This is a genomic window from Mesorhizobium sp. CA14 (genome assembly GCF_020165195.1).
Classification (GTDB): domain Bacteria; phylum Pseudomonadota; class Alphaproteobacteria; order Rhizobiales; family Rhizobiaceae; genus Mesorhizobium.
Genome location: NZ_JAIUHR010000004.1, coordinates 266,666 through 285,087, shown reverse-complemented (window position 1 = coordinate 285,087; position 18,422 = coordinate 266,666). Strand labels below are relative to the sequence as shown.

Annotated in this window: 19 protein-coding genes and 1 pseudogene; 14 read left to right on the top strand and 6 right to left on the bottom strand. The window is 63.4% G+C overall.

From position 1 onward, the window contains the following. Positions 1-19: 19 nt before the first annotated feature. Together LB565_RS07720 and LB565_RS07715 are read right to left on the bottom strand one after the other, a co-directional pair. Positions 20-1,552 carry an acyl-CoA carboxylase subunit beta gene (locus tag LB565_RS07720; RefSeq protein WP_140542881.1) on the bottom strand — a complete coding sequence of 511 codons (1,533 nt, stop codon included), beginning with the start codon at positions 1,550-1,552 and terminating at the stop codon, positions 20-22. Beyond that, on the bottom strand, positions 1,549-1,902 hold the full coding sequence (locus LB565_RS07715; RefSeq protein ID WP_224582520.1) for a hypothetical protein: 354 nt from the start codon (positions 1,900-1,902) through the stop codon (positions 1,549-1,551). The genes LB565_RS07720 and LB565_RS07715 overlap by 4 nt, the downstream gene beginning before the upstream one ends. A 40-nt stretch (positions 1,903-1,942) precedes the next feature. Between LB565_RS07715 and LB565_RS07710 the strand changes: the two genes are divergently transcribed. Further along, positions 1,943-3,382 carry a DEAD/DEAH box helicase gene (locus tag LB565_RS07710; RefSeq protein WP_224582519.1) on the top strand — a complete coding sequence of 480 codons (1,440 nt, stop codon included), beginning with the start codon at positions 1,943-1,945 and terminating at the stop codon, positions 3,380-3,382. A gap of 72 nt (positions 3,383-3,454) precedes the next feature. Here the strand turns inward: LB565_RS07710 and LB565_RS07705 are convergent, their stop codons facing one another. Beyond that, positions 3,455-4,444, bottom strand: coding sequence for an alpha/beta hydrolase (locus tag LB565_RS07705; protein ID WP_224582518.1), 990 nt, complete (start codon positions 4,442-4,444; stop codon positions 3,455-3,457). Between the two features lie 84 nt (positions 4,445-4,528). After that, positions 4,529-5,377, bottom strand: coding sequence for an SDR family NAD(P)-dependent oxidoreductase (locus LB565_RS07700; protein ID WP_224582517.1), 849 nt, complete (start codon positions 5,375-5,377; stop codon positions 4,529-4,531). Between the two features lie 190 nt (positions 5,378-5,567). Here LB565_RS07700 and LB565_RS07695 point away from each other — a divergent pair, with 190 nt between their 5' ends. From LB565_RS07695 to LB565_RS07675, 5 genes are all read left to right on the top strand, one after another. Continuing rightward, entirely contained in the window at positions 5,568-6,602 is a 1,035-nt protein-coding gene (locus LB565_RS07695) for a cysteine synthase A (protein WP_224582516.1), read from the top strand. Next, positions 6,602-7,345: an alanyl-tRNA editing protein gene (locus tag LB565_RS07690; protein WP_224582557.1), complete on the top strand. Its 744-nt coding sequence runs from the start codon at positions 6,602-6,604 to the stop codon at positions 7,343-7,345. Before LB565_RS07695 ends, LB565_RS07690 begins: the two co-directional genes overlap by 1 nt. A 30-nt stretch (positions 7,346-7,375) precedes the next feature. Continuing rightward, positions 7,376-8,227, top strand: a complete 852-nt coding sequence (gene sseA / locus LB565_RS07685; RefSeq protein ID WP_224582515.1) for a 3-mercaptopyruvate sulfurtransferase — start codon at positions 7,376-7,378, stop codon at positions 8,225-8,227. After that, on the top strand, positions 8,227-8,790 hold the full coding sequence (locus LB565_RS07680) for a GNAT family N-acetyltransferase (protein ID WP_224582556.1): 564 nt from the start codon (positions 8,227-8,229) through the stop codon (positions 8,788-8,790). The genes sseA and LB565_RS07680 overlap by 1 nt, the downstream gene beginning before the upstream one ends. 111 nt (positions 8,791-8,901) lie before the next feature. Next, a complete protein-coding gene (locus LB565_RS07675) occupies positions 8,902-9,369 on the top strand; it encodes a DUF1203 domain-containing protein (RefSeq protein ID WP_224582514.1) in 468 nt (155 codons plus the stop codon). A 427-nt stretch (positions 9,370-9,796) separates the two neighbouring features. Here LB565_RS07675 and ald read toward each other — a convergent pair whose 3' ends face one another. After that, a complete protein-coding gene (gene ald / locus LB565_RS07670; RefSeq protein WP_128260656.1) occupies positions 9,797-10,912 on the bottom strand; it encodes an alanine dehydrogenase in 1,116 nt (371 codons plus the stop codon). A gap of 206 nt (positions 10,913-11,118) precedes the next feature. On the opposite strand from ald, the gene LB565_RS07665 reads away from it, so the two are divergent. After that, positions 11,119-11,592, top strand: a complete 474-nt coding sequence (locus tag LB565_RS07665) for an Lrp/AsnC family transcriptional regulator (protein WP_040982960.1) — start codon at positions 11,119-11,121, stop codon at positions 11,590-11,592. Here the strand turns inward: LB565_RS07665 and LB565_RS07660 are convergent. Beyond that, positions 11,589-12,248, bottom strand: a complete 660-nt coding sequence (locus tag LB565_RS07660; protein WP_224582513.1) for a 5-formyltetrahydrofolate cyclo-ligase — start codon at positions 12,246-12,248, stop codon at positions 11,589-11,591. The genes LB565_RS07665 and LB565_RS07660 overlap by 4 nt on opposite strands. Before the next feature lie 173 nt (positions 12,249-12,421). On the opposite strand from LB565_RS07660, the pseudogene LB565_RS07655 reads away from it, so the two are divergent. The 7 genes and pseudogenes from LB565_RS07655 (at position 12,422) to eno (ending at position 18,354) form a co-directional block, all read left to right on the top strand. Beyond that, positions 12,422-13,685: pseudogene (locus LB565_RS07655) on the top strand (NAD(P)/FAD-dependent oxidoreductase). A 198-nt stretch (positions 13,686-13,883) separates the two neighbouring features. After that, entirely contained in the window at positions 13,884-14,012 is a 129-nt protein-coding gene (locus LB565_RS29810; protein WP_263488404.1) for a hypothetical protein, read from the top strand. 102 nt (positions 14,013-14,114) lie between these two features. Beyond that, entirely contained in the window at positions 14,115-14,405 is a 291-nt protein-coding gene (locus LB565_RS07650) for a Dabb family protein (RefSeq protein WP_224582512.1), read from the top strand. A 69-nt stretch (positions 14,406-14,474) separates the two neighbouring features. Beyond that, positions 14,475-15,347 (top strand): VOC family protein, encoded by an 873-nt coding sequence (locus tag LB565_RS07645; protein WP_224582511.1) that lies wholly within the window; start codon positions 14,475-14,477, stop codon positions 15,345-15,347. Continuing rightward, positions 15,344-16,189 (top strand): 3-deoxy-8-phosphooctulonate synthase, encoded by an 846-nt coding sequence (kdsA, locus tag LB565_RS07640; protein WP_224582510.1) that lies wholly within the window; start codon positions 15,344-15,346, stop codon positions 16,187-16,189. Before LB565_RS07645 ends, kdsA begins: the two co-directional genes overlap by 4 nt. 136 nt (positions 16,190-16,325) lie before the next feature. After that, a complete protein-coding gene (locus LB565_RS07635) occupies positions 16,326-16,691 on the top strand; it encodes a PRC-barrel domain-containing protein (protein WP_095765629.1) in 366 nt (121 codons plus the stop codon). 388 nt (positions 16,692-17,079) lie between these two features. Then, positions 17,080-18,354 (top strand): phosphopyruvate hydratase, encoded by a 1,275-nt coding sequence (eno, locus tag LB565_RS07630; protein WP_224582509.1) that lies wholly within the window; start codon positions 17,080-17,082, stop codon positions 18,352-18,354. Positions 18,355-18,422 lie beyond the last annotated feature (68 nt).

Genomic DNA, 18,422 nt, shown 5'->3' with positions numbered 1-18,422 from the left:
TTCTTATCGGTGCAGCTTGTCACAGCGGGATGTTGTCGTGCTTCTTCCAGGGGTTCTGCATGTCCTTGTTGCGCAGCATGCGCAGCGCTCGCGCGACGCGGCGGCGGGTCGAATGCGGCATGATCACCTCGTCGACGTAGCCGCGTTCGGCTGCAACGAAGGGCGACAGGAAGCGATCCTCGTAAGTCTTTGTATGGGCAGCAATTTTCTCGGGATCGCCGATATCCTTGCGATAGATGATCTCGACCGCGCCCCTGGCGCCCATCACCGCGATCTGCGCCGTCGGCCAGGCATAGTTCATGTCGCCGCGCAGATGCTTCGAGGCCATCACGTCATAGGCGCCGCCATAGGCCTTGCGGGTGATGACGGTGATCTTCGGCACGGTCGCCTCGGCATAGGCGAAAAGCAGCTTGGCGCCATGCTTGATCAGCCCGCCATATTCCTGCGCGGTGCCCGGCAGGAAGCCTGGCACGTCGACGAAGGTGACGATTGGGATGGAAAAACAGTCGCAGAAGCGCACGAAGCGCGCGGCCTTGCGGCTGGCGTCGGAATCGAGCACGCCGGCCAGCACCATCGGCTGGTTGGCGACGAAGCCCACGGTGCGGCCCTCGACCCGGCCGAAGCCGGTGACGATGTTCTTGGCAAAACTCTGCTGGATCTCGAAGAAATCGCCTTCGTCCGCGACCTTCAGGATCAGCTCCTTGATGTCGTAGGGCTTGTTCGCATTGTCGGGGATCAGCCGGTCGAGCGACAGGTCGTGATCCGTCACCGACTGGTAGCACTCGATCTCGGGAATCTCGGCTGTGTTCGACGCCGGCAGAAGATCGACCAGCCGGCGCATCTGCAGCAGCGCCTCGACATCATTGTCATAGGCGCCATCGGCGATGGAGGATTTGGTGGTGTGCACGCTTGCGCCGCCGAGGCTTTCCGCGGTCACCGTCTCGTTGGTCACCGTCTTCACCACATCCGGTCCGGTGACGAACATGTAGGAGGTGTCGCGCACCATGAAGATGAAATCGGTCATGGCGGGCGAGTAGACGTCACCGCCGGCGCAGGGACCCATGATCAACGAAATTTGCGGAATGACGCCGGATGCCAGCACATTGCGCTGGAATATCTCGGCATAGCCGCCAAGCGCGGCCACGCCTTCCTGGATGCGTGCGCCGCCGGCGTCGTAGAGGCCGATGATCGGCGCGCGATTGCGCAGCGCCATCTCCTGGACCTTGATGACCTTTTCGGCATGCGCTTCCGAAAGCGAGCCGCCGAACACGGTAAAATCCTTGGCGAAGATATAGACCGGGCGGCCGTTGACGGTGCCCCAGCCGGTGACCACGCCGTCGCCGGCGATCTTGGTCTTCTCCATGCCGAAATCGGTCGAGCGGTGCTCGACATACATATCGAATTCCTCGAACGAGCCCTCGTCGAGGAATATCTCGATGCGCTCGCGAGCGGTGAGCTTGCCCTTCTTGTGCTGCGCCTCAATGCGGTCCTTGCCGCCGCCCATGCGGGCAATCTCGCGGCGGCGCTCGAGTTCCTTCAGCACGTCCTTCATTGCCGGTCCTCAAAACCAATAAGCAATTTGTGGTAATCGCGCGGGCAGGGGAGCGCAAGCATCCCTGTTTTGCTGCATTGCAATATGGAGCCCTTGCATTTCGGAACGAACTCAGCCATATGCGGTGGCATAGGCGCTTGGGCCGGGATATCCGGCCTTCTCGACGAATGAGACTGGTTGCGTCTGTTTTCCCTCTTTCCGGCAAATCGGCCATGGTCGATCGGCAAGCTGGCGAAAAAGCCCCGAGGCATGATGCTTGCGGGCACGACAGCGCAGCCGCGCGGACGATTGTCCGCCGCCTTGTCGTTCCATGACAATTTATCCGACGGCAGGTTGCGCCCTGCCGCCATTGATGTTTGCGGCCACAAGGCCGCGTGAAAGAAGATTATTTTGACCAACGAAAACACAGCGGAACTGAACGGTTTCGCAGCACTTGGGATTTCGGGCGCGCTGCTCAAGGCAACCCATGCCGCCGGTTTCACCGATCCGAAGCCGATCCAGACGCAGGCGATCCCGCCGCAGATGGAAGGCCGCGACATTTTCGGCATCGCCCAGACCGGTTCGGGCAAGACCGCGGCCTTCGCGCTGCCGATCCTCTCGAAGATCATCGGTCTCGGCACCAAGCGCCGGCCGAAGACGACGCGGGCGCTCATCCTGGCGCCGACGCGCGAGCTCGCCGTGCAGATCGAGGACACCATCAAGATCCTCGCCAAGGGCGCGCATGTCTCGACCGCGCTGGTGCTGGGCGGCGTCTCGCGTTTCAGCCAGGTGAAGAAGGTTGCGCCCGGCGTCGACATCCTGATCGCCACCCCCGGCCGGCTGACCGATCTGGTGCGCGAAGGCGACCTCATTCTTGCCGACACCAAATGGCTGGTGCTGGATGAGGGCGACCGCATGCTCGACATGGGCTTCATCAACGACGTCAAGCGCATCGCCAAGGCGACCGCGGCCGACCGTCAGACGGTGCTGTTCTCGGCGACCATGCCGAATGAAATCGCCGAATTGGCAAAGGGCCTTCTGAAGAACCCGATCCGCGTCGAAGTCGCGCCGCAGAGCACTGCGGCAGCCGAGATCGTGCAGAGCGTGGTGCTCGCCCGCACCAAGCAGAAGCGCCAGGTGCTGTCCAAGATGCTCGCCGACGAGGCAATGCGCTCGGTGATCGTGTTCTCGCGCACCAAGCACGGTGCCGACCGCGTCACCAAGGACCTTGCCCGTGACGGTTTCGAGGCTGCGGTCATCCATGGCAACAAGTCGCAGAACGCACGCCAGAAGGCGCTCAACGATTTCCGCGACGGCTCGGTTCGCATCCTGGTCGCGACCGATATCGCGGCGCGCGGCATCGACGTGCCCGGCATCAGCCATGTCGTGAATTTCGACCTGCCGGACGAAGCGGAAAGCTACGTCCACCGTATCGGCCGCACCGGCCGCAACGGCAGAGACGGTATTGCGATCACGCTGTGCGATCCTTCGGAAAACGCCAAGCTGCGGCAGGTCGAGCGCATCATCCGCATGAAGCTGCCGGTCGTCGCGGACCATCTCGGCAGCCCGGATCCGCAGCGCGACCCCAGGGAAAAGACCGAGCGTCATTTCGAACCGGCCAATGACCGCGAGCATCACGGCGCCCGCCGCGATGGCCGCCGCCCTGGCAACGGTGGCGACAACAAGCGCTTCGGCGGCCAGCCTTATGGCGAGCGCGCTCCGAAGCCTCAGGGCGAACGCCCGGCTGCGGCCAAGCCGAATGGCTCGAGCAAGCCCGACGGCTTCAAGCGCTTCAAGGGCAACAACAAGCGCCGCTTCGGCGGCAAGCGTCCGGCGAACCGGGCCGCTTGAGCCTAGCAGAATCAGGCGAACAGGAACGGCCGGAGCGATGCTTCGGCCGTTTTTCACTCCACTGGCCTGACTTCACTGGCCTGACTGCTGCTGCATCAGCGCCTTCACCCACACCACGATGCGTTGGGTAAGGAAGGCTGTGGTTTGCGGCGACAGCACATCGCCGGCGATGACGTGATTGTCCGGATCGCCGGTGTCGTCGACCGGCACCAGTTCGTGCGGGCCGCCCCAGCGCCCGGCGATCTCGCGCGTGCGGTCGGGCCGCACCACCTTGTCGGAATCCGAGAAGATGAACAGGGCAGGGATTTTCGCCTTCTCGACCGGCGCCTCATAGGCAAGATTGGTGAGCGCCGCCATCGGCAGCACCGACTTCATGGGATATTTGGTGGTCCAGAATTTCTCGTGCAGCGCATTGCGCGCAGGGAAGCTGCGCTCCTTGCCGCCGACAAGCTCGGCGAGCTGCCGGCCCCAGGGCATGATCAGCAACTCGGCGCCGGAGGCCTTGACGCCGAAATTCGGCGATATGAACGCGATGGCCACGACATCGTCGGATGCGCCCGGCTGCGTGGCGGCCCACGCCGCCAGCGAGCCGCCGGTCGAGGTTCCGATGACGATCACCTTGTCGCCGATGGCGCGGCCGATGGCCAAGGCCTCCTCATAGTCGTTTATCCACGCATTCACGCTGCCCTGCGCCATCGCCGCGCCGTCCTGGCCATGCCCGGTCAGGCGCGTGTAGAACAGGTTGGCGTCCAGTTCCTCCGCGATATCGTCCGGCAAGGGGCGAACCTCGCCCTTCGAGGCGGAAAAGCCATGGATATAGACGATGGCCAAAGGCGTCTTGGCGTGGACCATCGGATTCGCCCAGATAATCTCCTTGTCGAGGCCGTCGCGGATGTTGGGCACGGCAGCCTCTTCACGCGCCAGATAGGCCTGCGGATCATCGCCGATCACCGATGGATTGAAATGGATTGTAGTGTCGACCGGCACGCGCGGGCCGAGAAAGAAGCCGGCGACCAGGATGACTGCAAGGCCAAGCACCGCCAGCACGATCCGCCGCCCCATTACAGTCTCCAAATAATGATTCTCAACCTATGGCCGTACCCGCCGGCAGGCAATCGCCGTTTCGCCGGCTTATGTAGCCCCTACCTATGTGGCCTTGTCGCGGGATGGGTTTTTATCGCCAGGCAGCCTGCGATCGAAATGCAATGGCCGCCCCCACCAGTGGGTGGTGAGCCCGATGACGAAGCGGCCGATCGGTCGCGGCAGCAGGCCGAGCAGCTTCAACAGCCAGCTTATGTGGTACGGGAAGGTGACTTCGAAGCCGCCCTTCCTGATGCCGCGCGCCATGCGGCGCGACGCGCGGTGCACAGGCATGAGGCCCGGCATCGGCAGCTTGTTCTTTTCAGTCAAAGGCGTGTCGATGAATCCCGGATTGATGACCTGGACCCGGATGTTCATCTTGTCGAAGTCGTATTTCAGCGACTCCGCCAGGATGTTGATCGCGGCCTTGGTGCCGCCATAGGCGGCCGTCGTCGGCCAGCCGGAATAGGCAGTGACCGATCCGACCAGAACGACATGGCCGCGCCCGCGCACGCGCATATGCTCGACGACCGGCACCACGCCGTTGACGATGCCGAAATAGTTCACGGCAAAGGAGCGATGGAAATCGCGCACCACCAGATTCTCGCCGGGGGTGGCGATGTAGTTGCCGGCGTTAAAGACGGCAAGCACGATCGGCCCCATCTGTTCCTCGATCGCGGCGGCCGTGCGCGCCATACCGTGCTCGTCGGTCACGTCGCAGGGAAAGGATCTCACATGTCCCGACATTTGCGCCGTTTCGACGATCAGCGTCTCGACCGGATCGTCCGGCAGCGACGTCACCGCCACGGCATAGCCTTGATTGGCGAGATCCTTGGCCAGTGCGCGCCCAAGCCCACTGCTGCCGCCCGTGATCCAGGCGACACCGTCTTTTGGATTGGCCCGGTAGAGTGTCATGGGGTGTCCTGCGGATGTTCCGGTTTGCTCTAGCGGCGATGAAATCGGTTGAAAAGAGCGGTTTGCACCTGGCGTTGAAATGATTGCGAGCATTGCACCATGCGGAATGCGACTGGACCAGGCAAAATCTTGCCTTGAAACCGCGGCGTCCGGTTTTTAGGGTCTCGCCGCACACATGAAGGAATCCCGCATGCCCCGTTCTGTGATCGAAGCGATCGGCAACACGCCCCTGATCCGGCTCAACAAGGCTTCGGAGGCGACCGGCTGTGAGATTCTCGGCAAGGCCGAGTTCATGAATCCGGGGCAATCGGTGAAGGATCGGGCCGGCCTGTTCATCATCCGCGACGCCGAACAGCGTGGGCTGCTCAAGCCAGGCGGGCTCATCGTGGAAGGGACTGCCGGCAACACCGGCATCGGCTTGACGCTGGTCGCCAAGGCGCTCGGCTACCGCACCGTGATCGTCATCCCCGACACGCAGAGTCAGGAAAAGAAGGATGTGATCAAGATCCTGGGCGCGGAGCTCATCGAGGTGCCCGCCGTGCCCTACAAGAACCCAAACAATTACATAAAACTGTCCGGCCGGCTTGCCGAGCAACTGGCGCGCTCGGAGCCGAACGGCGCGATCTGGGCCAACCAGTTCGACAATGTCGCGAACCGCGACGGTCATATCCGCACGACGGCCCAGGAAATCTGGGCTCAGACCAACGGCAGGGTCGATGCCTTCGTTTCGGCCGTAGGCTCCGGCGGCACTCTCGCCGGCGTCGCGCTTGGCCTCAAGGGCAAGAGCAAGGACGTCAAGATCGCGCTCGCCGATCCGCTCGGCGCCGCGCTCTACAGTTTCTACACCAGCGGCGAGTTGAAATCGGATGGCAACTCGATCACCGAGGGCATCGGGCAAGGCCGCATCACAGCCAATCTCGAAGGCTTCACGCCGGATTTCTCCTACCAGATCCCGGACGAGGAAGCGTTGCCCATCATCTTCGACCTGATCCAGGAAGAGGGGCTTTGCGTCGGCGGCTCGACCGGCATCAACATCGCCGGCGCCATCCGGCTGGCGCGCGACCTCGGACCCGGCCACACAATCGTGACGATCCTTGCCGACTACGGCACGCGTTACCAGTCCAAGCTCTTCAATCCGGAGTTCCTGCGCGGCAAGAATCTTCCGGTGCCGGGCTGGATGGAAGAGAAAATCGACATTTCCGTGCCGTTCGAAAAGGTGGCATGATGGCGCACAGGACCGAGGCGCTGTTTCGCGACGACGCCTATCAGAAGACGGCCGAAGCCGAGGTCGTCGCCATCAACGATCGTGGCGGCATCCTTCTCGACCGCACGATCTTCTATGCAACGTCCGGTGGGCAGCCGGGCGATACCGGCATGCTCGAACGTGCCGACGGCGGCCGCATCGCGATCGCAGCCACCATCACCGGCGAGACCAAGGAGGAGATCATCCATGTGCCGGCCCCCGGGCAGACGCTCCCCGCGGTCGGCGAAAGGCTCAAGCTTCTGATCGACTGGGAGCGGCGGCACCTCCTGATGCGCATGCACTCCGCCTGCCACCTGCTGACCGTGGTCTGTCCGTTTCCGATCACCGGGGCGGCGGTCGCGGAGGACGACAGCCGCGTCGACTTCGACATTCCCGACGCCGGCTTCACCAGGGAGGATGTGACGGCTCGGCTGATGGAGCTGGTGCGCGCCGACCATCCGATCTTCACTCGGCTGATCACCGACGAGGCGCTGGCCGCCAATCCCGGCCTGGTCAAATCGAAGAACGTCCGCCCGCCGGTCGGCACCGGCAAGATCCGCCTGGTCTTAATCGGCGACAACGGCTCGATCGACAGCCAGCCATGCGGCGGAACGCATGTGAGGTCGACCGGGGAGGTCGGCGACATACATATCGGCAAGATCGAGAAGAAAGGCCGCGAGAACCGGCGATTCCGCATCCGCTTCGGGCCGATGCCGGCGAACTGACGTCAAAGCTAGGCGGGGCAGGAGAATAGAATGGCGCAGGACAGTCCCTTCATAGTCGACGCCGACTGGCTGCAGAAGCGGCTTGGCGAGCCCGGCCTCACCATTATCGACGCCTCCTGGTATCTGCCGGCGCAAAAGCGCGACGCCCGCGCCGAATACGATGCCGCCCACATCCCCGGAGCGCGCTTTCTCGACCAGGACGCGGTTTCCGATCCGGATTCGAAACTGCCGCACACATTGGCGTCGCCGCAGCACTTCGCTCAATATGTCGGCGCCATGGGCGTTTCGGCCGACGACACCATCGTCGTCTATGACGGGCCCGGCCTGTTCTCGGCGCCGCGCGCCTGGTGGATGTTCCGCGTCATGGGCGTCTTCCAGGTCTACATCCTCAATGGCGGATTTGACCGCTGGAAGGCCGAGGGCCGGCCCGTGACGGCCGAACCGACCAAGATCGCGCCGAGTGTCTTCTATGCCGATTTCGACAAGGACCGGGTTGTAGGCCTCGACGAGATGCGCAGGATCGTCGGCAGCCAAGGGAGCCAAATCGCCGATGCGCGATCGGCCGGCCGCTTTGCAGGCACCGATCCGGAGCCGCGGCAGGGCGTCCGTTCGGGCCATATGCCGGGTGCGCATAATGTCCCGATCACGGCGCTTGCCGAGAATGGCGAGCTGCTGCCGAAGGATCGCCTGCGCAAGGTGATCGAGGATGCCGGCATCGACCTCTCGAAGCCCGTTGTCACGTCCTGCGGCTCGGGCATCACGGCGGCGGCGATCACGCTGGCGCTGGAGACGCTCGGCCATACCGACAACCGGCTTTACGATGGGTCCTGGACCGAGTGGGGCAGTCTCAGCGACACACCGGTGGTGACGGGGAAAGAATGATGGAAAACAGCGCGCTGCAAGATATCGATGTCACCGTCACATTCCTGGAGATGCATGCGGCGCCGGCGGTTTCACCGCCGATCCCCTATAATCGCCAGATCGCGCTGCTGAAGACGAAAGATATCCCGCTCCATTTCTACCGCTATCTGATGGATCGCGTCGGTCGCAAATGGCACTGGGTCAATGTGCTGAGGCTCAGCGACGAGGAGCTCGCCGCCGGCTTGCACCGCGAGGACCGCGACATCCGCGTGCTCTATCTCGACGGCGCCCCCGCCGGCTTCTTCGACCTCAAGCCGCATCTTCCGGACGAAGTGGAGCTCGCTTATTTCGGCATGATGGAGCATGCGCATGGCCAGGGCATCGGCCGATGGTTCCTTGGCGCCGCGATCTCGGCGGCCTGGGCATATGGGCCAAGGCGCGTTACCGTGCAGACCTGCACCCTCGATCATCCGGCGGCTCTGCCGCTTTACCAGAAGCTCGGCTTCACGCCGGTGGCGCAGAAGAAAGAGGTCGTCCATCCGCTGACCTTCGCCGAGCGCTCGGCCAGCGTCATGCGAGACTAGAGCAATTCAGCAATTCCAGGACTGGTGAGAAACGGTTCCGCCAGTCAGGAATCGGGTGGGAGGCACTGTCGCCAAGGCATAATTTCCGGAGATCGACACCGGAGATTTGTCATGACCATCCAGTTCAAAGCCTTGCCGACCGAAGCCGTGCGCGCCTTGCAGCGGGGAGGGTCCGATGCCTATGGCCGCAGCCCGGAGCACCGCATTTCCGACGGCGACGGCGTGCCCTGCAGGCATTGCCTCAGGAACGTCGCCGAGGGTGACGGCTATCTGATCGTTGCCTACCGGCCGTTCCCGGAACTGCAGCCCTATGCCGAAACCGGCCCGATCTTCCTGCATGCCGACGAATGCGAGCGCGCCGCCGACGGGGATGCGCTGCCGGAAATGCTCGAAGGCAGCGACTACATCGTCAGGGGCTATGGCAAGGACGATCGCATCGTCTATGGCAGCGGCGCGGTCACGCCGACGGGCGACATCGCAGCTCGCGCGACAGCACTGCTTGAGCGCGACGACATCGCCTACATCCATGTCCGGTCGGCGCAGAACAATTGCTATCAATGCCGCATCGAGCGGCCATGATCCAAAAAAAAGCCCGCCGATGGTCGGGCGGGCCGTTGGAGGGTCTGACAGAAGCTGCCGGCAAGTGCTGTCCGGGCCGGACTTGTCCGACCGGGCAAGCAGCTCAGGCCGCCAGTAACGTCGCCTGTCTAGGCGTCTTTCCTGTCGGGCGAATGTGAAGCATTTCACACAAGGAGCACAATGGCCGGGAAGATGGAAACCGGACCTTCCAAGAACTGTCGTATTCCCGTCGTACTACTGCGCTAAACAGTAATCGTTGATGATTTGTCGACCGCGGATGGACCGGCGACAGATCGCAACATCGAGGAAGCGGGGCTTTTGCTCCGCTTTTTTGTTGCCCGGATTCGGGTGGGGATTAAGTTTTGCGCGCAAAAAAGCCCGCCGGAATGACCCGGCGGGCGCGACAGGAGGAAGTTCTGGCCGGATGTCAGGCGGCGAGCACCGCCTTCGGCTCGACCATTTCGTAGCCGAGCGCCTCGGCGACGGCGCGGTTGGTGATCTTGCCCTTATGGACATTGAGGCCGTTGCGCAGGTGGTGGTCATCGACCAGCGCCTTGAGGCCCTTGTCGGCGAGCTGCAGGCCATAGTGCAGCGTCGCGTTGTTGAGCGCGTGCGCCGAAGTGACCGGCACGGCGCCGGGCATGTTCGCGACGCAATAATGGATCACGCCGTCGACCTCATAGGTCGGATCGGCGTGGGTCGTGGCATGCGAGGTCTCGAAGCAACCGCCCTGGTCGATCGCGACGTCGACCAGCACCGAGCCCTTCTTCATGCCGGAAAGCATTTCGCGGGTCACGAGCTTGGGCGCCGCGGCGCCCGGAATCAGCACGGCGCCGATGACGACATCGGCCGAGAAGCATTCTTCTTCCAGCGCTTCGACGGTCGAGTAGCGGGTATGGACGCGGCCGCCGAAAATGTCGTCGAGCTGGCGAAGGCGCGGGATCGAGCGGTCGATGATGGTGACGTCGGCGCCGAGGCCGGCAGCCATCTTGGCCGCGTGCAGGCCGACGACGCCGCCGCCGAGCACCGTGACCTTGCCGGGCAGCACGCCGGGTACGCCGCCGAGCAGCACGCCACGGCCGCCATTGGCCTTCTGCAGCGCCGTCGCGCCGGCCTGGATCGACAGGCGGCCGGCGACTTCCGACATCGGCGCGAGCAGCGGCAGGCCGCCGCGATCGTCGGTCACGGTTTCATAGGCAATCGCGGTGACGCCTGAAGCAAGAAGACCCTTGGTCTGCTCCGGATCCGGAGCCAAATGGAGATAGGTGTAGAGGATCTGGCCGTCGCGCAGCTGGACCCATTCGTTTGGCTGCGGCTCCTTGACCTTGACGATCATGTCCGACTTGGCGAACACGTCGGCGGCCGTCTTGGCGATGGTGGCGCCGGCGGCGCGATAGGCGTTGTCGTCGGCGCCGATGCCGGCGCCAGCACCGGTCTCGACCAGCACTTCATGGCCATGCGCGACATATTCGCGGACCGAGCCCGGCGTCAGGCCGACGCGATATTCGTGGTTCTTGATTTCCTTGGGGCAGCCGACACGCATCTTTCTTCTCCCTGTCCGCGCCCTTCAAGGGGCGCTCTCACTGTCGCTCGTGCATGTCACCGGGTCGAAAATGCGGAGGGTGGACACGCAGTAACCGCAGTCAACCACGAATCGTTCCGTATGTGTTTGCGAATGCACTTGCGGCAATGGTCTCTCTTCGATAATCGTTGCGAAAAACGACTTGAAATTCGCAGGAACCACGAAAAATGCGGCTCGACAGGATTGATATCGCCATTCTGGAGACTTTGCAGAAGGATGGCCGGATCCCCAATGCGGCGCTTGCCGAGAAGGTCGGCCTTTCCCAATCGGCCTGTTCCCGCCGGCTCGACAATCTGGAGAAGTCCGGAACCATCCGCGGTTACCACGCGCGGCTGTCCAATTCCGCGCTCGGCCACCAGATGACGGCGATCGTGCACATATCGCTGTCGGGGCAATTCGAAAAGACGCTGTCGGATTTCGAGGCAGCGATCAAGCGCTGCCCGAACGTGCTCTCCTGCCATCTGATGTCGGGCGAATACGACTACATCCTGCGCATCGCGGCGAAAGATCTCGTCGACTATGAGCGCATCCACAAGGAATGGCTGTCGGCCATGCCGCACGTGACCAAGATCAACTCGTCCTTCGCACTGCGCGAGATCGTCGATCGCACGGCGGTCGGGCTGCGGCCGGAGATGGCTTAGACCGCTGCGGCTTCGGTCACCACAGTCGTCATTGGGATATCGTGCGGCTGCGGGTAGATGGTCGGAATGCGCTGCAGTTCGTAGCCGACGCCGATGACCAGCGGCCTGAACGGCATTGCGGCAAGCGTGCGATCGTAAAAGCCGCCGCCATAACCCAGCCGATAGTTACCTGGATCGATGCCGACGATCGGCGAGATCACGATGTCGGGCAGCACCGGGTCGCCCTCGGCCGGGATCGGAATGTTCCACACGCCCTTTTCCAGCCGGTCACCCTGTTTGTAGGCGCGAAACACCAGCGGCTGCCCCTTCTCGATGACGACGGGCAGCGCGGTGCGCCCACCGCGCTCGTTGATCGAGGCCATCCAGCCACGCAGATCCGGCTCGCCGCGAAACGGCCAATAGAGGCTGACCATCCGGCCGTCTATGTCGCCGATCAGCGCGTCGATGCCTTCGGCGATGCGTGCCGACATGACGGCGCGCGCGTCGGCTGAAACGGCGAGGCGGGCATTGATAAGCCGCTCGCGCTCCGCCTTGCGCCATCGCCTGACATCGGCCCAGTCGGAGAGCGGCTCCCGATATTGCGGGTCGAGTTCATGCATGAAGCAGGGCGGCGATGCGTATTGGGCCAGCCCGTCGTCGTCGCGATTATCAGCCATGATAAGGTCCTGTAATGCTGTCTCACGCTATACCTGTGGCGAGGCGCGCCCCATGTGCATTCGCGACGCCACGCGACGACTCTGGGGCATGTTTCCTGCCCGGCAAGATGTTGTTGCAATGCACAAAAACACTTACATCCAGTGTGGTAGCTTTACGTCGCGAGGTGGATGAAATGAGCGAAACCGAGCATCATGTCGTGGTCGTTGGCGCCGGGTTCGGCGGGCTCGAACTCACCCGTGCACTGTCTGGCGCACCGGTGCGCATCACGATGATCGACAAGCGCAATCACCACCTGTTCCAACCACTGCTTTACCAGGTGGCGACGACGTCGCTGGCGACCTCGGAGGTTGCCTGGCCGATCCGTCATCTGCTGCGCAGGCGCAAGGACGTGACGACGCTTCTCGGCAATGTCACCGGCATCGATCGCGTCGGCAAGCGCGTGCTGCTCGAGGACGGCAGCTCGATCCCTTACGACACGCTGGTGCTCGCCACCGGCGCGCGCCACGCCTATTTCGGCCATGACGAATGGGAGCCGTTCGCACCGGGTCTGAAGACGCTCGAGGATGCCACGACGATCCGGCGCCGTATCCTGCTCGCCTTCGAGCAGGCCGAGCGCGAAACCGATCCGGCCAGGCGCCAGGCGCTGCTGACGCTGGTCATTGTCGGCGGCGGGCCGACCGGCGTCGAGCTCGCCGGCACCATTGTCGAGCTTGCAAATGACACGTTGCGCGGCGAGTTCCGCAATATCGACACGCGGCAGGCGCGCGTCGTGCTGATCGAAGCCGGCGACCGGATCCTGGCTAATTTCGCGCCGCAGCTTTCCGACTATGCCCGCAAGGCGCTGGAACGGCTGGGCGTCACCGTTGAGCTCGGGCGCCCCGTCACTAAGCTCGATGCCGAAGGCGTCGTCTTCGGCGACAAGCGCCTGCCGGCAAGAACGATCATCTGGGCGGCCGGCGTTGCCGCTTCGCCGGCGGCCGAATGGCTGGGAGCGCCGGCCGATCGGGCGGGCAGGGTGATCGTCGAACCGGACCTCACCGTGCAGGGCAATCCCGACATTTTCGTCATCGGCGACACCGCATGTGCTGCGGCCGGATGGGAAGCCGGTGCCGGGCGTGGCGCCTTCCGCCAAGCAGGAGGGCAAGCATGTCGCCGCGACGATCAAGGCGCGGCTTGCCGGCGACACGGCGACCCGTCCCTTCCAGTACCGGCATGCCGGCGACCTGGCGACGATCGGCAAGCGCGCCGCCGCCATCGATTTCGGCTGGATCAAGCTCACCGGCTGGCTCGCCTGGTGGCTTTGGGGCATAGCGCACATCTATTTCCTGATCGACTTCCGCAACCGCCTCGCGGTCTCGCTTAGCTGGCTATGGATTTATCTTACCGGCCAGCGCAGCGCGCGCCTGATCACGCAGGGCGACGACGACAAGAGTTGATTCCCTGGCCGTCGCCTGCCGGCAGCGGAGATGCCTGATGGCCGATCGCAGTTTCATTGCGTCGCCTCACGAGCGTGGCTTCGCGTTCATGCGGCGCAGGCGCCGCTGGCCGAAAGCGCCAGGCAAAAGCGGTGAACTGGAACAACTGCCGTCGCCCCCCCCTCTGGTTCCGCACTTCCACATGCGATAGTTTTAGACATGCGTTATGTGATCGTCATCGCCGCCATCGCCTTCTTTCTGATCTGGGATGGCCTCTACAACCATGGTCACTACCTAGATGTGACCGTGCGGGAAATGTCGCGCATCGTGCGCCTCGTTACTGGGTGAGGCCTTGACGTTTGCGCGCTGCGGGCGCGACATCGTTGCCGGTTGACGCCCAGGCCCCGCTCCCACAAAAACGCCGCTGAATCGAAGATCAGGGAGGCTGGCTTGATCCGGCACATCGTTTTCTTCAGCGTGCGGCGCAAGGAAGATGTCGAGACCGTGCGCTCGGGCCTGCTGGCGCTCGGCAAGATTCCGCACTCCAAGCATTTCGAGGTGACGCTCAACACCAAGGTCGACCTGTTCTCCAACGCGATCGACGTGGTCGTCTATGCCGAGTTCGCGGACGAGGCCGCCCTTGCCGCCTACAAGGCGCATCCGATTTACGCGGATACCACAAACAAGGTGAAGCCGCTGCGCGAATTGCGCTATTCTGCGGATGTCGTGGCCGCTGCCTGAGCGGCAAAGCCGCGGCCAACGGTTCGGTGCACTTGAACCGCCAGCCGGAATGAGGCACACCGCGCCGGCATGATCGAAAGCTCCGCCCATCCGCTCGACCATCTCGTGCTGCCGACACCGAGCCTCGATGCCGTCCGGTCGCGTCTGACCTCGCTCGGCTTTGTCGTCGCACCCACAGGCGTCCACCCCTTCGGCACGGAGAATGCTTGCGTCTTTTTCGCCGACGGCACCTATCTCGAGCCGTTGGCGGTGGCAGATGCGCAGGCGACGGGACAGGCGATTGCGGCCGGCAATGTCTTCGTAGCGCGCGACCGCCTTTATCGCGAACGGCTGGGCGAGGAGGGCTTTTCCGCCGTCGTGCTTGGAACCGGCCATGCCGATGCCGACCATAGGCGCTTTGTCGAAGCCGACCTGTCGGCCGGCGACATGCTGGGTTTTTCACGTGCCTTCACCGACACGAACGGAAAGAGCGATACGGCGTCCTTCAAGCTGGCCTTCGTGGCCGACAAGCAGGCGAGGGACGCCTTCCTCTTCGCCTGCGAGCGCGTGAACCCGCCGAAGATCGATCGCACGGCGCTCCAGGCGCATGCCAACGGCGTAACCGGCATCGTCGAAGTGATCGCGGTCAGCGACGCGCCGCCCGCGCAGATCGGACTGGTCGCGATCGCCGCAGGCGCGAAGGCGGACGGTAACGCGGTGCGGCTGCCAAATGCGATCCTGAGCATCGTCACGCCCGAAAGCTACGCGCAGCGCTTCGGTCTAGCGGCCGAGCCTTCGCCGCATTTGCGCTTTCAAGCGATTGTTTTCTCGGTCCGCGACAAAGCTTCAACGTTACGCGCGCTTGCGGCCAGCGCCATCGATCACAACATGTGCGGCACTGACATCGTCGTTCCACCGGCGCTCGGGCAGGGCGCCGCCTTCATCTTCCGGGAGATCCCATGAGCCAGCCCCTGGCGCCCAATTCATCGGTAACCGTCGGCAAGGTCGTCTTCGCCAACAATGCGCCGCTGTCGCTGATCGCCGGCCCGTGCCAGCTCGAATCGCGCCAGCACGCTTTCGACATGGCCGGCGCGCTGAAGGAACTGACGGAACGGCTGGGAATCGGCCTCGTCTACAAGACCAGCTACGACAAGGCCAACCGCACCTCGCTGTCGGCGACGCGCGGCGCGGGGCTCGACGCGGCGATGCCGATCTTCGACGATCTGCGCAAGACGTTCTCGCTGCCGGTGCTGACCGACGTCCACACCGAGGAGCAATGCGCGATCGTAGCGCCCCATGTCGACGTCCTCCAAATCCCGGCCTTTCTGTCGCGCCAGACCGACATGCTGGTCGCCGCGGCCAGGACCGGCAAGGTCATCAATGTGAAGAAGGGCCAGTTCCTCGCGCCCTGGGACATGAAGAATGTCGTCGCCAAGATCACCGGCTCCGGCAATCCGAACGTGCTTGCCACCGAGCGAGGCGTCTCGTTCGGTTATAACACGCTGGTCTCGGACATGCGCGCGCTGCCGATCATGGCCGAGATCGGTGCCCCGGTAATTTTCGACGCAACCCATTCCGTACAGCAGCCGGGCGGGCAGGGCGGCTCCTCCGGCGGCGAACGGCGCTTCGTCGCGACGCTCGCGCGCGCGGCCGTTGCAGTTGGCGTCGCCGGTGTCTTCATCGAAACACATCAGGACCCCGACAATTCGACATCTTCGGATGGTCCCAACATGGTTCCTTTCAAGGACATGCCGGCGCTGCTGAAAAAGCTGATGGCCTTGGACCGGATCGCCAAGGGACACTGATTCCGGCGACGTATCTCGAACTTGCATCAGGTTATGGTGAGCCGGCGTTGCCTCACCGACGGCTGAGCAAGTCGTCGGGAACCTTAGCGCGCTCCTCTCATTGTCAGTGCATGCATTCAACGAGAGGAGCACCATCATGACCACACCGTCCGGGCATACCGAAGCCATTGCCGCCTCGCGCGTCATCGGCACGTCTGTCTACAACACCGAAGGCAAGAGCATCGGCAGCATCGAGGACGTGATGCTGGACAAGATGTCGAACGGCATCATGTTCGCCGTGATCGGTTTCGGCGGCTTCCTTGGCATGGGCGAGAAGTATCACGCCGTTCCGTGGGCGACGCTCGACTATGACGAGGACAGAGGCGGCTACGTCGTGCCGTTCACCAAGGAGCAGCTCCAGGCTGCGCCCGCCTATTCGATCGACGAGCTGACCGGCGCCGACGGCGAAGCCGCCCGCGATGCTTCATTCCAGTATTACCATGTGAAGCCCTATTGGCATTGATCGCACGATCGGCAAGCTGGAAATCGAAAGGCCCCCGACATAAAGCCGGGGGTCTTTGACGTTTAACTACTCCGCTGCGTTGAGAGTCGACAGCTCTGCCGAGCTCTGCTGAGGTTTCTGATCGTCGCATGACGTCAGGAACGCCGCCCGATGAGGAACAAACTCACGATACCGCTCAACTGGGACATGGCGAAACTCCTCCTGTTTCGCCCCGCGCGAACGCGACCATAGATGAGAAAATCACGCAACGCGCATGACTTATGATGACAGAAATTTGCGCTTCGTGAATCCGGCCCGCGGCAATAATTGCGGCAGCGCCGATTGCCTTTTGCGCCGCTTTGGCTAAGAGGGGCGCGACGCTTCAATCGATCAATCGGGGACATCGCAAATGACCGCCATCATCGACATTGTCGGGCGTGAAATCCTGGACAGCCGTGGGAATCCGACCGTCGAGGTCGACGTGGTGCTGGAAGACGGCTCCATGGGCCGTGCCGCGGTGCCCTCGGGTGCATCGACCGGCGCTCATGAAGCGGTCGAGCTGCGCGATGGCGGACCACGCTATCTCGGCAAGGGCGTTCATCGCGCCGTCGAAGCGGTGAATGGCGAGCTGTTCGAGGCGATCGGCGGCATGGAAGCCGAGAACCAGATCCATATCGACCAGACGATGATCGAGCTTGACGGCACGCCTAACAAGAGCCGGCTCGGCGCCAACGCCATCCTGGGCGTGTCGCTGGCGGTCGCCAAGGCCGCGGCCGAGGCCGCCGGCCTGCCGCTCTATCGCTATGTCGGCGGCACCAAGGCGCACATCCTGCCTGTGCCGATGATGAACATCATCAATGGCGGCGCGCATGCCGACAACCCGATCGACTTCCAGGAGTTCATGATCCTGCCCATCGGCGCGCCGACGCTGCGCGACGGCGTGCGTTGGGGCTCGGAGATTTTCCACACGCTGCGCAAGAAGCTCAAGGACGCCGGCCACAACACCAATGTGGGCGACGAGGGCGGCTTCGCCCCCAACCTGAAGAGCGCGCCGGCGGCGCTCGATTTCATCATGGAATCGATCGAGAAGGCCGGCTTCAAGCCAGGCGAGGATGTCGCGCTCGGCCTCGACTGCGCGGCGACCGAGTTCTTCAAGGACGGCAACTACGTCTATGAGGGCGAGAAGAAGACCCGCGATCCGAAGGCGCAGGCCAAGTATCTCGCCAAGCTGGCTGCCGACTATCCGATCATCACCATCGAGGACGGCCTTGCCGAGGACGACTGGGAAGGCTGGAAGATCTTGACCGATCTGATTGGCAAGAACACCCAGCTCGTCGGCGACGACCTCTTCGTCACCAACACGGCGCGGCTGCGCGACGGCATCCGCATGGGCGTCGCCAATTCGATCCTGGTCAAGGTCAACCAGATCGGCTCGCTGACCGAGACGCTCGACGCGGTCGAAACGGCGCACAAGGCCGGCTACACCGCCGTCATGTCGCACCGCTCGGGCGAGACCGAGGATTCGACCATTGCCGACCTCGCGGTCGCCACCAATTGCGGGCAGATCAAGACCGGCTCGCTGTCGCGTTCGGACCGCATGGCCAAATACAACCAGCTCATCCGCATCGAGGAAGAGCTCGGCAAGCAGGCGCGTTACGCCGGCAAGTCGGTGGTCAAGGGCTGATCCGGCCTGTTCGAGCAGTCTGAAAAGGGCGGGGCATTCCCGCCCTTTTTCATTTCCGGCGGTCCTGC

What these genes read in the sequence shown, in the direction of transcription:
- LB565_RS07665 (WP_040982960.1), top strand. Translation starts at nt 11,119, where the DNA reads ATGCGGCTCGACAGGATTGATATCGCCATTCTGGAGACTTTGCAGAAG.
- LB565_RS07635 (WP_095765629.1), top strand. Translation starts at nt 16,326, where the DNA reads ATGACCACACCGTCCGGGCATACCGAAGCCATTGCCGCCTCGCGCGTC.
- LB565_RS07715 (WP_224582520.1), bottom strand. Translation starts at nt 1,902, where the DNA reads ATGGCGGCAGGGCGCAACCTGCCGTCGGATAAATTGTCATGGAACGAC.
- LB565_RS07645 (WP_224582511.1), top strand. Translation starts at nt 14,475, where the DNA reads ATGATCGAAAGCTCCGCCCATCCGCTCGACCATCTCGTGCTGCCGACA.
- kdsA (WP_224582510.1), top strand. Translation starts at nt 15,344, where the DNA reads ATGAGCCAGCCCCTGGCGCCCAATTCATCGGTAACCGTCGGCAAGGTC.
- LB565_RS07680 (WP_224582556.1), top strand. Translation starts at nt 8,227, where the DNA reads ATGGAAAACAGCGCGCTGCAAGATATCGATGTCACCGTCACATTCCTG.
- LB565_RS29810 (WP_263488404.1), top strand. Translation starts at nt 13,884, where the DNA reads ATGCGTTATGTGATCGTCATCGCCGCCATCGCCTTCTTTCTGATCTGG.
- sseA (WP_224582515.1), top strand. Translation starts at nt 7,376, where the DNA reads ATGGCGCAGGACAGTCCCTTCATAGTCGACGCCGACTGGCTGCAGAAG.
- LB565_RS07700 (WP_224582517.1), bottom strand. Translation starts at nt 5,377, where the DNA reads ATGACACTCTACCGGGCCAATCCAAAAGACGGTGTCGCCTGGATCACG.
- ald (WP_128260656.1), bottom strand. Translation starts at nt 10,912, where the DNA reads ATGCGTGTCGGCTGCCCCAAGGAAATCAAGAACCACGAATATCGCGTC.
- LB565_RS07705 (WP_224582518.1), bottom strand. Translation starts at nt 4,444, where the DNA reads ATGGGGCGGCGGATCGTGCTGGCGGTGCTTGGCCTTGCAGTCATCCTG.
- LB565_RS07660 (WP_224582513.1), bottom strand. Translation starts at nt 12,248, where the DNA reads ATGGCTGATAATCGCGACGACGACGGGCTGGCCCAATACGCATCGCCG.
- eno (WP_224582509.1), top strand. Translation starts at nt 17,080, where the DNA reads ATGACCGCCATCATCGACATTGTCGGGCGTGAAATCCTGGACAGCCGT.
- LB565_RS07695 (WP_224582516.1), top strand. Translation starts at nt 5,568, where the DNA reads ATGCCCCGTTCTGTGATCGAAGCGATCGGCAACACGCCCCTGATCCGG.
- LB565_RS07690 (WP_224582557.1), top strand. Translation starts at nt 6,602, where the DNA reads ATGGCGCACAGGACCGAGGCGCTGTTTCGCGACGACGCCTATCAGAAG.
- LB565_RS07675 (WP_224582514.1), top strand. Translation starts at nt 8,902, where the DNA reads ATGACCATCCAGTTCAAAGCCTTGCCGACCGAAGCCGTGCGCGCCTTG.
- LB565_RS07720 (WP_140542881.1), bottom strand. Translation starts at nt 1,552, where the DNA reads ATGAAGGACGTGCTGAAGGAACTCGAGCGCCGCCGCGAGATTGCCCGC.